Annotated in this window: 13 protein-coding genes; 5 read left to right on the top strand and 8 right to left on the bottom strand. The window is 57.7% G+C overall.

The window, feature by feature from the left end:
* Positions 1-151: 151 nt before the first annotated feature.
* Positions 152-1,339, top strand: a complete 1,188-nt coding sequence (locus ASF69_RS18140) for a bifunctional 2-C-methyl-D-erythritol 4-phosphate cytidylyltransferase/2-C-methyl-D-erythritol 2,4-cyclodiphosphate synthase (protein ID WP_062589892.1) — start codon at positions 152-154, stop codon at positions 1,337-1,339.
* The gene (locus tag ASF69_RS18135; RefSeq protein WP_062589598.1) at positions 1,336-1,839 is read left to right on the top strand and encodes a CinA family protein; all 504 of its coding nucleotides are present in this window, start codon (positions 1,336-1,338) and stop codon (positions 1,837-1,839) included. The genes ASF69_RS18140 and ASF69_RS18135 overlap by 4 nt, the downstream gene beginning before the upstream one ends.
* On the opposite strand, the gene ASF69_RS18130 is transcribed toward ASF69_RS18135, so the two are convergent.
* Positions 1,827-2,276 (bottom strand): type II toxin-antitoxin system RatA family toxin, encoded by a 450-nt coding sequence (locus ASF69_RS18130; RefSeq protein WP_062589597.1) that lies wholly within the window; start codon positions 2,274-2,276, stop codon positions 1,827-1,829. The two genes, ASF69_RS18135 and ASF69_RS18130, sit on opposite strands and share 13 nt — an antisense overlap.
* 9 nt (positions 2,277-2,285) lie before the next feature.
* Positions 2,286-2,855 carry an AAA family ATPase gene (locus ASF69_RS18125; protein WP_062589596.1) on the bottom strand — a complete coding sequence of 190 codons (570 nt, stop codon included), beginning with the start codon at positions 2,853-2,855 and terminating at the stop codon, positions 2,286-2,288.
* A 138-nt stretch (positions 2,856-2,993) separates the two neighbouring features.
* Between ASF69_RS18125 and ASF69_RS18120 the strand changes: the two genes are divergently transcribed.
* The 3 genes from ASF69_RS18120 to ASF69_RS18110 all read left to right on the top strand — a co-directional run bounded on the left by ASF69_RS18120 (position 2,994) and on the right by ASF69_RS18110 (position 5,008).
* Positions 2,994-3,176: a hypothetical protein gene (locus ASF69_RS18120; RefSeq protein ID WP_062589891.1), complete on the top strand. Its 183-nt coding sequence runs from the start codon at positions 2,994-2,996 to the stop codon at positions 3,174-3,176.
* A gap of 96 nt (positions 3,177-3,272) precedes the next feature.
* On the top strand, positions 3,273-4,013 hold the full coding sequence (locus ASF69_RS18115) for an AraC family transcriptional regulator (RefSeq protein WP_062589595.1): 741 nt from the start codon (positions 3,273-3,275) through the stop codon (positions 4,011-4,013).
* A 62-nt stretch (positions 4,014-4,075) separates the two neighbouring features.
* The gene (locus ASF69_RS18110) at positions 4,076-5,008 is read left to right on the top strand and encodes a DMT family transporter (RefSeq protein ID WP_062589594.1); all 933 of its coding nucleotides are present in this window, start codon (positions 4,076-4,078) and stop codon (positions 5,006-5,008) included.
* A gap of 136 nt (positions 5,009-5,144) precedes the next feature.
* Here ASF69_RS18110 and lipA read toward each other — a convergent pair whose 3' ends face one another.
* From lipA to ASF69_RS18080, 6 genes are all read right to left on the bottom strand, one after another.
* A complete protein-coding gene (gene lipA / locus ASF69_RS18105) occupies positions 5,145-6,116 on the bottom strand; it encodes a lipoyl synthase (RefSeq protein WP_062589593.1) in 972 nt (323 codons plus the stop codon).
* 30 nt (positions 6,117-6,146) lie between these two features.
* Positions 6,147-6,395, bottom strand: a complete 249-nt coding sequence (locus ASF69_RS18100) for a GlsB/YeaQ/YmgE family stress response membrane protein (RefSeq protein WP_062589592.1) — start codon at positions 6,393-6,395, stop codon at positions 6,147-6,149.
* 79 nt (positions 6,396-6,474) lie between these two features.
* Positions 6,475-7,920, bottom strand: a complete 1,446-nt coding sequence (gene lpdA / locus ASF69_RS18095; protein WP_062589591.1) for a dihydrolipoyl dehydrogenase — start codon at positions 7,918-7,920, stop codon at positions 6,475-6,477.
* 120 nt (positions 7,921-8,040) lie between these two features.
* Complete coding sequence (locus ASF69_RS18090) at positions 8,041-8,685, bottom strand: SGNH/GDSL hydrolase family protein (protein ID WP_062589590.1); 645 nt, start codon at positions 8,683-8,685, stop codon at positions 8,041-8,043.
* A 60-nt stretch (positions 8,686-8,745) separates the two neighbouring features.
* Positions 8,746-10,137 (bottom strand): pyruvate dehydrogenase complex dihydrolipoamide acetyltransferase, encoded by a 1,392-nt coding sequence (locus ASF69_RS18085; protein WP_062589589.1) that lies wholly within the window; start codon positions 10,135-10,137, stop codon positions 8,746-8,748.
* A gap of 15 nt (positions 10,138-10,152) precedes the next feature.
* Positions 10,153-11,577, bottom strand: coding sequence for a pyruvate dehydrogenase complex E1 component subunit beta (locus ASF69_RS18080; protein ID WP_062589588.1), 1,425 nt, complete (start codon positions 11,575-11,577; stop codon positions 10,153-10,155).
* Positions 11,578-11,584: the final 7 nt, after the last annotated feature.

Here is an 11,584-nt window from a genome sequence, read left to right as displayed (position 1 = left end):
TCCAGAGCGTGAAAAAGGGCTGCATCAAAGCGGTGGGGAGCCTTTGGAATAGCGCATTCACGCTGGCTATTCGTTTTTTAAAGCGCTAGAGCAAAGCTGTAAACCTTTGAAGAAATGCATAGATAGCATGGGTCCAATGCAGGAAGTGGCTATGAAGATCGGTATTGTCATTGTTGCCGCCGGGCGTGGTGAACGCGCTGGCGCAACCGAAGAAGGGCCAAAACAATACCGGTCGATTGGCGGCAGAGCCGTCATTGAACACACGCTTGCCCGCTTTCTCGATTGGCCACATGCAGGCCCGATTACGGTCGTCATCCACGCGGATGACAAGGCGCTTTTCCAGCCTATCATCGAGCGTCTGGGCGCAAAGGACCGCATACGGGTGGTCGAGGGTGGCGCAACGCGCCAGATATCGGTTCTTACCGGCCTTGAAGATCTGGAAGATCAGGGTGTCACCCATGTCATGATCCATGATGCCGTGCGCCCGTTCTTCGACTCAAGCCTGCTTGACCGCATTGCCCATTGCCTGCGCGAGGGTGAGAATGCTGTTCTGCCGGTGATGCCGGTGGCCGATACTTTGAAACGAGGCGCGCAGGGCTTCGTGACCGAAACGGTATCGCGCAGTGACCTCTATGCGGCACAGACGCCGCAATCCTTCCACTACTCTTCCATTTTGACGGCCCATCGCCAGGCCGCCTCCACGGGCCGCAGTGATTTCACCGACGATGCTTCGATTGCAGAATGGGCAGGCTTGGCCGTAAAGCTTGTGGAAGGCATGGCCGACAATGTGAAGCTGACCTTGAAGAGAGATATTGCCATGGCTGACGAAAAACTATCCTCCGCATTGCCGGACGTTCGCACCGGCAATGGTTATGACGTGCACCAGCTGGGTGAAGGCGACGGCGTAACGCTGTGCGGCATCTTCATTCCCCACGACCAGAAGCTCATGGGCCATTCTGATGCGGATGTGGCGCTTCATGCCTTGACGGATGCTCTTCTGGCCACCTGCGGAGCGGGCGACATCGGCGACCATTTCCCGCCATCCGACCCGCAATGGAAGGGTGCCGCATCGCGTATCTTCCTGGAACATGCCGCCCGGCTCGTTCGTGACAATGGCGGCACGATCATGAATGCCGATGTCTCGCTGATAGCCGAAGCCCCACGTGTGGGCCCGCATCGGCAGGCCATGCGCGAAAATCTTGCAGCCATCCTCGATATCACGCTTGACCGTTGCTCGGTTAAGGCAACGACAAACGAAACGATTGGCTTCGTCGGGCGTCGCGAAGGCATCGCCGCCATTGCAACGGCAACAGTCGTCTATCGAAAGAGACCGCTGTGAGCCTCTTTCCCGCAGAGACTGCCCTTCTGGCGCAAAAGATCGTCACGGACTTCACGCAGAGGGGGCACATGCTCTCGACGGCGGAAAGCTGCACCGGTGGCTTGATCGCCGGAGCACTCACCGACATCTCCGGCTCCTCCGCCGTGGTCGACCGAGGTTTCGTGACCTATACGAATGACGCGAAGATGGAGATGCTCGGCGTCACCGCGGCAACGCTTGAAGCTTATGGCGCGGTGTCACGGCAGACGGCGTTGCAGATGGCACATGGGGCGCTGTTTCGCTCAAAGGCAGAGTTTTCCGTGGCTGTCACGGGCATTGCAGGGCCAGGCGGTGGCACGTCTGAAAAACCGGTCGGCCTCGTGCACCTTGCGGCACAACGGCGCTCCGGTCGTATCATCCATCGTCAGATGCTCTATGGCGATATCGGTCGTGACAATGTCAGGCTTGCCACTGTCAGAACGGCGCTGGAAATGCTGCTGGAACTGTCTCAGGCCGTGTAGATCTTGTCTGCCCGCGCCTCGAAGGCTTCGGCAAACATGCGGAACGCGCGGTCAAACATCGAGCCCATGACCGCACCGAGAATGCGGCTCTTGAATTCGTAGTCGATGAAGAAATAGACCGAGCATCCGCCGTTGTCGGTCGGCTCGAAGCGCCAGCGATTATCGAGATATTTGAACGGCCCATCGAGATATTTGACGTCTATGGCGTGCTCTTCCGGCTTCAGCAGAACCTGCGTGGTGAAGGTCTCGCGAAAAGCCTTGTAGCCAACTGTCATGTCTGCCACCAGAAGCGTCTTGGTGTCACGCTCCTTGCGGGAACGGATACTCAGCCCTTCGCAGAGCGGCAAAAATTCGGGATACTTCTCCACATCGGCAACGAGATTGAACATCTGTTCTGGAGAATGTCTGACGGGACGGCGGGTTTCAAATTGCGGCATGACGCGCAGTTAATGTGCTGCGCCAATAAGATCAAGAAGCGCACTGGCCTGCGCTCTGGATTTCACCTGAAATATCGGCACGTCGGGGCCGTAAAGATCAAAATTGCGGATGAAGACAGGAGCGTGGCGCTTCTCGAAATGCCAGATGTAGCCAAGAAACTCCATATCGGGAAGTTTTTCCCGGCAGCCATCGGCCATTTCAGGTCGCACCGTTCCGTAATGTCTGGCAACCCGCTTCGCGACACCCATCATGCAGGAGACGCGCGGAAGACGCATCCAGATGACCAGCTGCGTGCGTGGAAGCCGCATCTCGAAGGTAGATGGGTTGGATCCATCCAGCACCCAGCGATCGCGAGACACAATCTCTTGGAGAATGCGGTGCTGTTCATCTCTGCCTCTTTGCGCCCAGCCTGAAATCCAGCGCACATCACGGTCGATTGAGACGTAGTCGAGATCTCGGTGTGCTGCGATGTACCGCGAAAGTGTCGATTTCCCCGCGCCGGACGAGCCGACAACCATGATGCGCGATGCGCTTGCAACACGGGCCGCAGCTTCTTCGATGGTGTCGATTTCCAGCATCCCGCCTCCGTTGCATAGCAGTTTCTAGAAATTGACTATTGCAACCTTATTGGGGCGGTTGCTATCTAGACGCAAGATTGATTGCAGCCGCGCGATGCAACCGAACAACCAGGCCACAGCGCCATGCAGAGTGACAAGATGGACGACTTTTCCAATATCATCAACCTTCTCGAATCCGCAAAGCAACTCGCATCCATGAACAGTATGCCGGTATTGGCATACCTCATAGACGTAGCGAAGTGCGAGGCGCGTGAGAACAAGCCAGTTTTGCGCAAACGCAAGCGAGGCGAGTCGACGGTAAAGCAGGAAGCAGAAGCCTGAGATTCCGGCTGGCGCTTTTGGCGACGGCATGAAATCATTAAGGAAAGCGTGGCCGCATCGCGGCCATCTTTCATTCGGGCCTGGGAGGAATAACGAATGCACGATGCGTCCGTCCACCTGCGCTCCTATCGCGGCAATCCGCCGGATGAAAGCCACCCCTTTGTGCAGATCGTCCTGCCCGTTGCCGGGACATTTGAAATAGACGTCGGCGGCCGCCAGAGCGCCCTTTCGCGCTCCATTGGCACTCTCATTTACAGGCAGACATCACATGAGCTGAGTTCGAGCGGTTTCAACCGTTCGCTCATTCTCGATATCGATGAACGGGCCATCTCAGCACAGCTTCTGGACAAATTCTCTTCGAGCCCTTTTTTCGAGATCGGGCAGCGCACTGCCATGCTTTCACGGCATATGGCTGATGTCCTTCAAAAAGGTGAGCAGGACAAGACATCCGGCAAAGCCTGGGCGCCAATCCTTATCGAAAGCCTGGTGGATGGAAAAGCCGACACACTCACGCGGCTTCGCTCGCTGAGGGCGATGATCGAAATCGATCCCTTCATGCCGTGGAGCATCGAACGCATGGCAGATCAAGTCGGCGTCAGCCTAAGCCGCTTGCAGGCAGTCTTCCGCGACCAGTTCGATGAAACGCCGCATCTTTGGCTCGCCAATCTACGTATGGAAAAAATCTGCAGACTTCTGTCCAACTCGCCTTTGCCCATCGCAGAGATTGCAGACAGGGCAGGCTTTTCCGATCAGACCGCGCTGACCCGCGCTATGAAAAATGCCATGGGCACCACGCCCGCCGCCTATCGTCGCGCGTTTTCGCAACGACCGCAGTAGTTTATGTCAAGACAGCCCATCGCCGCCATGGCAGATAACGCCCGGCAACGAATGGACATGACATGAACAAGACAGGACTGGGCGTATTTTACGGAATGCTGGCGGGCGCGCTCTGGGGCGGGATTTTTCTGGCTCCAAAGCTGATCCCAGACGGTTTTACGCCCTTGCAGCTCTCAACCGCGCGGTACCTGACTTACGGCCTCTTCGCGCTGATCCTGATCGGCCCGAAGATCCGGCGTGTCGCATCGCGTTTTGGCAAAGCCGAATGGATCGCTCTGGGGTGGCTTAGTCTCATCGGCAATCTCGTTTATTACGTCCTGATTTCGACAGCGGTGCAACTGAGCGGCGTCGCCTTCACCTCCATCATCATCGGATTTTTGCCCGTGGCCGTTACCATTATCGGCAGCCGCGACCATGGCGCAGTCTCGCTCAAACGGCTTTGGCCCTCTCTTCTATTCGGAGCCATCGGCATTTTTGGCATTTCCTGGCAGTCGCTCTCGCAGGGCCAAGGCGCTTTCGATCTGACGCGCATTGTCGGCCTTGCCTGCGCGCTCGGGGCGCTCGCCTCCTGGACAGCCTTTGCAGTCGGCAATGCGCGCTGGTTGACGCGGCTGCATGATGTCAGCGCCGACGAATGGAACCTGATGACCGGCGTCGTGACAGGTGGCCTCGCCCTGCTGCTCGCCATCCCCGCTTTCGGCTTCAGCACAGATATTCACAGCGGCGCGGACTGGCTGCAATTCACCTCCGTCGCCATCGGCCTCGGCATCACGGCATCCATCCTCGGCAATGCGCTCTGGAACCGGATGAGCCGCCTGCTGCCGTTGACCATGGTCGGGCAGATGATCCTGTTCGAAACGCTGTTCGCCCTGCTCTACGGTTTCATCTGGGAGCAGCGCGGGCCGACGCTGATCGAGAGTGGAGCGATTGTGTCTGTTGTGGTGAGTGTGTTGCTATGTATGCGGGCGCACCGGCCACCCAAGGCAAATGGGTGATTTCCTTGGCTACATCACCCCGCACTTGATGCGGGGTCCAGTGACCGGACGTCTGTCAGGTCAAAAGACTTAGTCGCGCCGCAGACGTGGCGCGACTGCATACTGGCTCAAGGCCGGTATGACGGAGAAAAAAACCTTACTCAGCCGCAGCCAGAAGCTTTCTCTCGCGGTTGGCACGCAGCCGTTCGAAGTCATCGCCGGCATGGTGCGAAGAACGCGTCAGAGGGCTGGACGAAACCATGAGGAAGCCCTTGGTATAGGCAATCGTCTCGTAGGATTTGAATTCCTCAGGCGTGACGAATTTTTCGACCTTGTGGTGCTTGCGGGTCGGCTGCAGATACTGGCCGATGGTCAGGAAGTCGACATCTGCTGTGCGCAGGTCGTCCATCAACTGCAGCACTTCGTTGCGCTCTTCACCGAGGCCAACCATGATGCCCGACTTGGTGAACATTGTCGGGTCCAGTTCCTTCACGCGCTGCAACAGGCGCACGGAATGGAAGTAGCGCGCGCCGGGGCGAACGGTCAGATAGTTGCCTGGAACGGTTTCCATATTGTGGTTGAACACGTCAGGCTTTGCAGCAACGACACGCTCCAGTGCGCCGGGCTTCTTCAGGAAGTCAGGCGTCAGAATTTCAATCGTGGTATTGGGTGAAGCGGCACGAATAGCCCAGATCACCTTCTCGAAATGCTCCGCGCCGCCGTCCTCCAGGTCGTCGCGGTCAACGGAGGTAATGACAACATGGCTCAGGCCCATCTGCTTGACGGCCTTGGCGACATTTTCAGGCTCCAGCATATCGAGCGCGTTCGGCTTGCCGGTCGAGACATTGCAGAAGGCGCAGGCGCGGGTGCAGATTTCGCCCATGATCATGAAGGTGGCGTGCTTCTTCTCCCAGCACTCGCCGATATTTGGACAGCCCGCTTCCTCGCACACCGTGACCAGCTTGTGGGAACGAACGAGCTCGCGCGTTTCATGGTAGCCCTTGGACGTCGGCGCCTTGACGCGAATCCATTCCGGCTTGCGCATGACTTCCGTGTCTGGACGATGCGCCTTCTCCGGGTGACGGATACGCTTTTCGTCCAGTGCTGTCCTGTCGAGAATAGTGACCATAGAAACCTGCTTCCACCGTAACGATACGGTCTAACGCCTTACCAGCTTTGCCAGAAATAACAGAAGGCTTGCGCCCAGGAAAGATGTGACGAAATAGCCGAGGCGGCTATCCTGAACGAACACGTCGAACGTCCGCAACACGGCAACTGCAACGACCGAACCGACGATACCCAGTACGATATTCATGAAAATGCCAAAGCGCATATCCATGAGCTTGCCTGCAAGCCAACCGGCCAGACCGCCGATGAATATTGCCGCTATCCAGCCTACACTTTCCATCTTCAAACTCCGTCAACCGACATTGGACGACATATGGTGTACTCGGCCTCGCAAGGCAATGCCGAGTACGGCCAGGCTGTTATGCGTTCAGCACGCGGCCATAGGCGTCCAGCACGCTTTCCTTCATCATTTCGGACAACGTCGGATGCGGGAAGATCGTGTGCATCAGCTCTTCTTCGGTCGTCTCAAGGTTCATGGCAACCACGAAGCCCTGAATGAGTTCAGTGACTTCCGCACCTACCATATGCGCGCCGATCAGCTCGCCAGTCTTCTTGTCGAAGATGGTCTTGACCATGCCCTGATCTTCACCGAGCGCAATCGCCTTGCCGTTGGCCGCGAAGGAATAACGGCCAACGCGGATTTCGCGGCCCTGCTCCTTCGCCTTGGCTTCCGTCAGGCCGACCGAGGCGACCTGAGGGTTGCAGTAGGTGCAGCCGGGAATCTTCAGCTTGTCCATGGGGTGAACATTCGGCAGACCGGCAATCTTCTCGATGCAGATCACGCCTTCATGCTCGGCCTTGTGCGCCAGCATTGGTGGGCCAGCGACGTCGCCAATGGCGTAGAGGCCGGGAACATTGGTCTTGCCGTAGCCGTCAATGACCACGCAGCCGCGGTCCGTCTTGACGCCCAAAGCTTCCAGACCGAGATTTTCAATGTTGCCCTGTACGCCGACAGCCGAGATCAGGCGATCTGCGGTAATCTTTTGAACCTTGCCGTCCTTGGTCTCGACATGGGCCGTGATCGAGTCCGAACCCTTCTCAACCTTGGAAACCTTGGCTTCGGTGATGATCTTCAGTCCGCGCTTTTCCAGCTGCTTGCGGGCGAAGGCCGAGATTTCGGCATCTTCGACAGGCATGACATTGGCCATGAGTTCGACAACCGTCACGTCCACGCCCATGGAGCGGTAGAAGGACGCAAATTCAATACCGATTGCGCCAGAGCCCATGACGACAATGGATTTCGGCATGAAATCAGGCTTCATCGCTTCAAAGTAGGTCCAGATCAGCTTGCCATCCGGCTCGATGCCGGGCAGTGCACGTGGACGTGCGCCGGTCGCAACGATGATGTGCTTGGCCGTATAGGTGCCCTCGCCCAGAACGCCTTTGGGAACGGGGTTCTGCGGCTGAACGATTGGTTTGGAAATCTTGCCGACGACGATTTCGTTCGGCTTTGTCAGCTTGGCCTCGCCCCAGATAACGTCGATCTTGTTCTTCTTCATCAGGAAGGCGACGCCGCCATTGAGGCGCGCGGAAACGCCACGCGAACGGGCAACGACTTCCTTTACGTCAGGCGTGATGGTGCCTTCCAGCTTCAAGCCGTAATTCTTGGCGTGATGAGCATTATCAAGCACTTCGGCAGAACGCAGCAGCGCCTTGGTGGGAATGCAGCCCCAGTTCAGGCAGATGCCGCCCAGATGCTCGCGCTCCACGATTGCCGTCTTGAGGCCCAGTTGGGCGGCGCGGATGGCAGTAACGTAACCGCCAGGACCCGAACCGATGATGATGACGTCATAAGACTGAGCCATGTCTGTTTCCTGCCTTTGTCTTCTTGAGGGCGAAACCATGCCGCCGCTTCAGTCGATTTGTCGTAATGTCGTGACGCGTCGTGCTGTCCAGAAACCGCTTCCGGTTTCCGTGCCGACGCACTAAATTCCAAGCATCATGCGAACGACGGGCTCCAGCCCACGACCAATCGCACGTGTATTTTCGGCATCCAAATGGACGCCGTCGACGGGCGTCGTCACCGCAACGGAAGCGGCGTCGAAAAAGCCGCAACCCTTTTCATCCGCCAGATCGCGGTAAAGCGAACCCATCATCTGCGATTGCTCGATGGCGCCTGCGAACATGGCCGCGAACATCTCATTGCCGGTTTCGCAAATATGCGGTGCGGACACGATCAGAATTTCCGGCTGTTCGCAGTCGAACGACCAGACGTGGCTGCGCACCAGATTGATGAGCCGCTCGACACCCTTCACCGCACCAATGGCATTGCCGCTGCCGATGCCGCGTTTCAGATCATTCGTGCCCAGCATGATGATGACGAGATCAAGAGGGCCGTGACTGTGCAGCAATGTTGGCAGAATGCGCGCACCATTGCGGTCGCTATCGGAAAGATGGTCGTCGTAAGCCGTGGTTCTACCGTTCAGCCCTTCGGCAATGACATTGACGTCAGCACCGAGCGCTTTTTGCAAAACGCTGGGCCAGCGATCTTCAAAGGCATGACGCCCAAGATTTTCGGCGTCGAAACCCCATGTCAGACTGTCACCATAGCACAGAACGGTTTTCGTCACGTCCAACTCCTCGATTGGAGCGAGCCGAAAACCGTCATCCGGCTTTCGGCTCCCCGGTTTTTAGACCAACATGCCCATCGGGTTTTCGATGTAGCGCTTGAAGGCAGACGCAAGTTCTGCACCCAGCGCACCGTCGATGACGCGGTGGTCGAAGGCGAAGGTCGCTGTCATGACCGTGCCCACTTCGATCTTGCCGCCACGGACAACCGGCTTCTCGACGCCAGCGCCGATGGAGACGATGGATGCCTGTGGCAGGTTGACGATGGAGGTGAAGGAAGAAACGCCGAACATGCCGAGGTTGGACACGGATGTCGTGCCGCCCTGATATTCTTCCGGCTTCAGCTTCTTGTCACGCGCACGCTTGGCAAGATCCTTGACCTCGTTGGAGATGGCGGAGAGCGTCTTTGTCTCGGCGTTGCGGACGATCGGCGTGATCAGACCGTCTGGGATCGACACGGCAACACCGACATCGGCGTGCTTGTGCAGAACACGGGCCGTAGATGTCCAGGAGGCGTTCGCCATTGGAACATCACGCAGCGCAAGCGCCATTGCCTTGATGATGAAGTCGTTGACGGAAAGCTTGAAGGCCGGAACCTCGCCCTTTTCGGTCTTCTTCACCGGCGCAGACGCATTGATCTCGGCGCGCAGCTTCAGCATCGCATCGAGTTCGCATTCCATCGAAACCGTATAGGAAGGAACGGTCTGGGTGGACTCCGTCAGGCGCGACGCGATCGTCTTGCGCATGCCGTCATGCGGCAGAAGCTCATAGGAACCTTCTGCAAACAGCTTGAGGATGTTTTCGTCGGATGCACCCTTGGCAGGAGCCGGAGCGGCGGCACCAGCGGACTGTGCAGCTGCAGGAGCAGCCTTTGCACCGCCGGAAGCAGCAGCCTTTTCCACATCAGTCTTGACGATACGGCCATGCGGACCCGAACCGGACACGGCGGAGAGATCAAGGCCGGCATCCTTTGCCAGACGGCGCGCCAACGGAGACGCAAAGATGCGCTCGCCGGATTTAGAGACAGGCGCTGGCGTCGAAGGTGCTGGCCCCTGGTCGGCGATGGGCTTGTCAGCCTTTGCCGGCGCAGCTTCCGCCTTCTCTTCCTTCGGCGCTTCGGCCTTGGCAGCTTCCTGCTTCGGAGCCTCTGCCTTGGCTTCTGCCTTTGCAGGCGCAGCATCGCTGCCCTTGGCGGCGTCAGCTACGTCTTCGCCTTCAGCGGCGAGAATGGCGATCAGGGCATTGACCTTGACCGCTTCCGTACCGGCTGGAACGACGAGCTTTGCAACGGTGCCTTCGTCCACGGCTTCCACTTCCATGGTCGCCTTGTCGGTCTCGATCTCGGCAATCACATCGCCGGGAGCAACCTTATCGCCTTCCTTGACCAGCCACTTGGCCAGATTGCCCTCTTCCATCGTCGGCGAAAGGGCAGGCATGGTAATGTTGATAGGCATCGAAACGCCCTCCCCTTATTTGTAGCAGACGGTTTTGACGGCCTGAACGACTTCGTCGACGTTCGGCAGAGCCAGCTTTTCGAGGTTCGCAGCATAGGGCATCGGAACGTCCTTGCCAGCAATCGTCAGGATCGGTGCATCAAGATAATCGAATGCAGCGCGCTGAACACTGTTGGAAATGAAGTCACCGACCGATGACTGCGGGAAGCCTTCTTCCACGGTCACCAGACGACCGGTCTTCTTGACGGATTCGATAACCGTTGGAAGATCCATCGGACGGATGGTGCGCAGATCGATCAGTTCGACATCGATGCCGAGCTTTTCGAGTTCGGCAACAGCCTTGACGGCGTAGGTCATGCCGATACCGAAGGAAACGATGGTTGCATCCTTGCCCTTGCGATGAATGCGCGCCTTGCCGATCGGCAGAACGAAATCGTCCATCTTCGGAACTTCGAAGCTCTGACCATACAGAATTTCGTTTTCGAGGAAGATGATCGGGTTCGGATCGCGGATAGCAGCCTTCAAGAGACCCTTCGCATCAGCAGCCGTGTAGGGCATGATGACCTTGAGGCCAGGAATATGGCTGTACCATGCGGCGTAGCACTGCGAGTGCTGGGCGGCCACGCGGGCAGCAGCGCCCGAAGGACCACGGAACACCATCGGCGCACCCATCTGACCACCAGACATGTAGAGCGTCTTGGCAGCAGAGTTGACGATCTGGTCGATCGCCTGCATGGCGAAGTTGAATGTCATGAATTCAACAATCGGGCGCAGACCCGTCATCGCCGCACCGACGCCGATACCGGCAAAGCCGTGTTCGGTGATAGGCGTATCGATAACGCGCTTGGCGCCGAATTCCTGCAGCAGCCCCTGAGTGATCTTGTAGGCACCCTGGTATTCAGCAACTTCTTCACCCATGACGAAGACGTTTTCGTCAGAGCGCATTTCTTCGGCCATCGCATCGCGCAGCGCTTCACGCACTGTCTGCGTCACGAACTCGGTGCCCTCAGGAATATCAGGATCGGCAGCAACTTCGATCTTCGGCGCAGCCGGAACCTTGGCTGCTTCCTTGGATGCAGAAGGTTCTTCGCTGGCTTCGCGGGTCTTGCCGCCAGCAGCGTCAGAACCGGAATTGGCAGCGTCCGCCTTCGGCGCTTCCTTGCTTGCGGAAGAGGACGACATGTCGTCAGCGCTTTCGCCTTCCTGAAGCAGCACGGCAATGGCAGTGTTGACCTTGACGCCTTCGGTGCCGGCTTCGATCAGCAGCTTGCCAATCGTTCCTTCATCGACGGCTTCAACTTCCATCGTTGCCTTGTCGGTTTCGATTTCAGCGATCACGTCGCCGGAGGTAACCTTGTCACCCTCTTTCTTCAGCCATTTGGAAAGCTTGCCTTCCTCCATGGTCGGGGAAAGGGCGGGCATGAGAATTTCTATAGGCATGATATCT

Origin of the sequence: Rhizobium sp. Leaf311 (assembly GCF_001423445.1) — a bacterium.
In the GTDB taxonomy this organism is placed as follows: Bacteria; Pseudomonadota; Alphaproteobacteria; order Rhizobiales; family Rhizobiaceae; genus Agrobacterium.
Note: the sequence above shows the minus strand (reverse complement) of the source record. Positions and strands in the feature narration are given on the sequence as shown.

What these genes read in the sequence shown, in the direction of transcription:
- ASF69_RS18130 (WP_062589597.1), bottom strand. Translation starts at nt 2,276, where the DNA reads ATGCCGCAATTTGAAACCCGCCGTCCCGTCAGACATTCTCCAGAACAG.
- ASF69_RS18100 (WP_062589592.1), bottom strand. Translation starts at nt 6,395, where the DNA reads ATGGAAAGTGTAGGCTGGATAGCGGCAATATTCATCGGCGGTCTGGCC.
- lpdA (WP_062589591.1), bottom strand. Translation starts at nt 7,920, where the DNA reads ATGGCTCAGTCTTATGACGTCATCATCATCGGTTCGGGTCCTGGCGGT.
- ASF69_RS18110 (WP_062589594.1), top strand. Translation starts at nt 4,076, where the DNA reads ATGAACAAGACAGGACTGGGCGTATTTTACGGAATGCTGGCGGGCGCG.
- ASF69_RS18115 (WP_062589595.1), top strand. Translation starts at nt 3,273, where the DNA reads ATGCACGATGCGTCCGTCCACCTGCGCTCCTATCGCGGCAATCCGCCG.
- ASF69_RS18085 (WP_062589589.1), bottom strand. Translation starts at nt 10,137, where the DNA reads ATGCCTATCAACATTACCATGCCTGCCCTTTCGCCGACGATGGAAGAG.
- ASF69_RS18125 (WP_062589596.1), bottom strand. Translation starts at nt 2,855, where the DNA reads ATGCTGGAAATCGACACCATCGAAGAAGCTGCGGCCCGTGTTGCAAGC.
- ASF69_RS18140 (WP_062589892.1), top strand. Translation starts at nt 152, where the DNA reads ATGAAGATCGGTATTGTCATTGTTGCCGCCGGGCGTGGTGAACGCGCT.
- ASF69_RS18120 (WP_062589891.1), top strand. Translation starts at nt 2,994, where the DNA reads ATGGACGACTTTTCCAATATCATCAACCTTCTCGAATCCGCAAAGCAA.
- ASF69_RS18080 (WP_062589588.1), bottom strand. Translation starts at nt 11,577, where the DNA reads ATGCCTATAGAAATTCTCATGCCCGCCCTTTCCCCGACCATGGAGGAA.
- lipA (WP_062589593.1), bottom strand. Translation starts at nt 6,116, where the DNA reads ATGGTCACTATTCTCGACAGGACAGCACTGGACGAAAAGCGTATCCGT.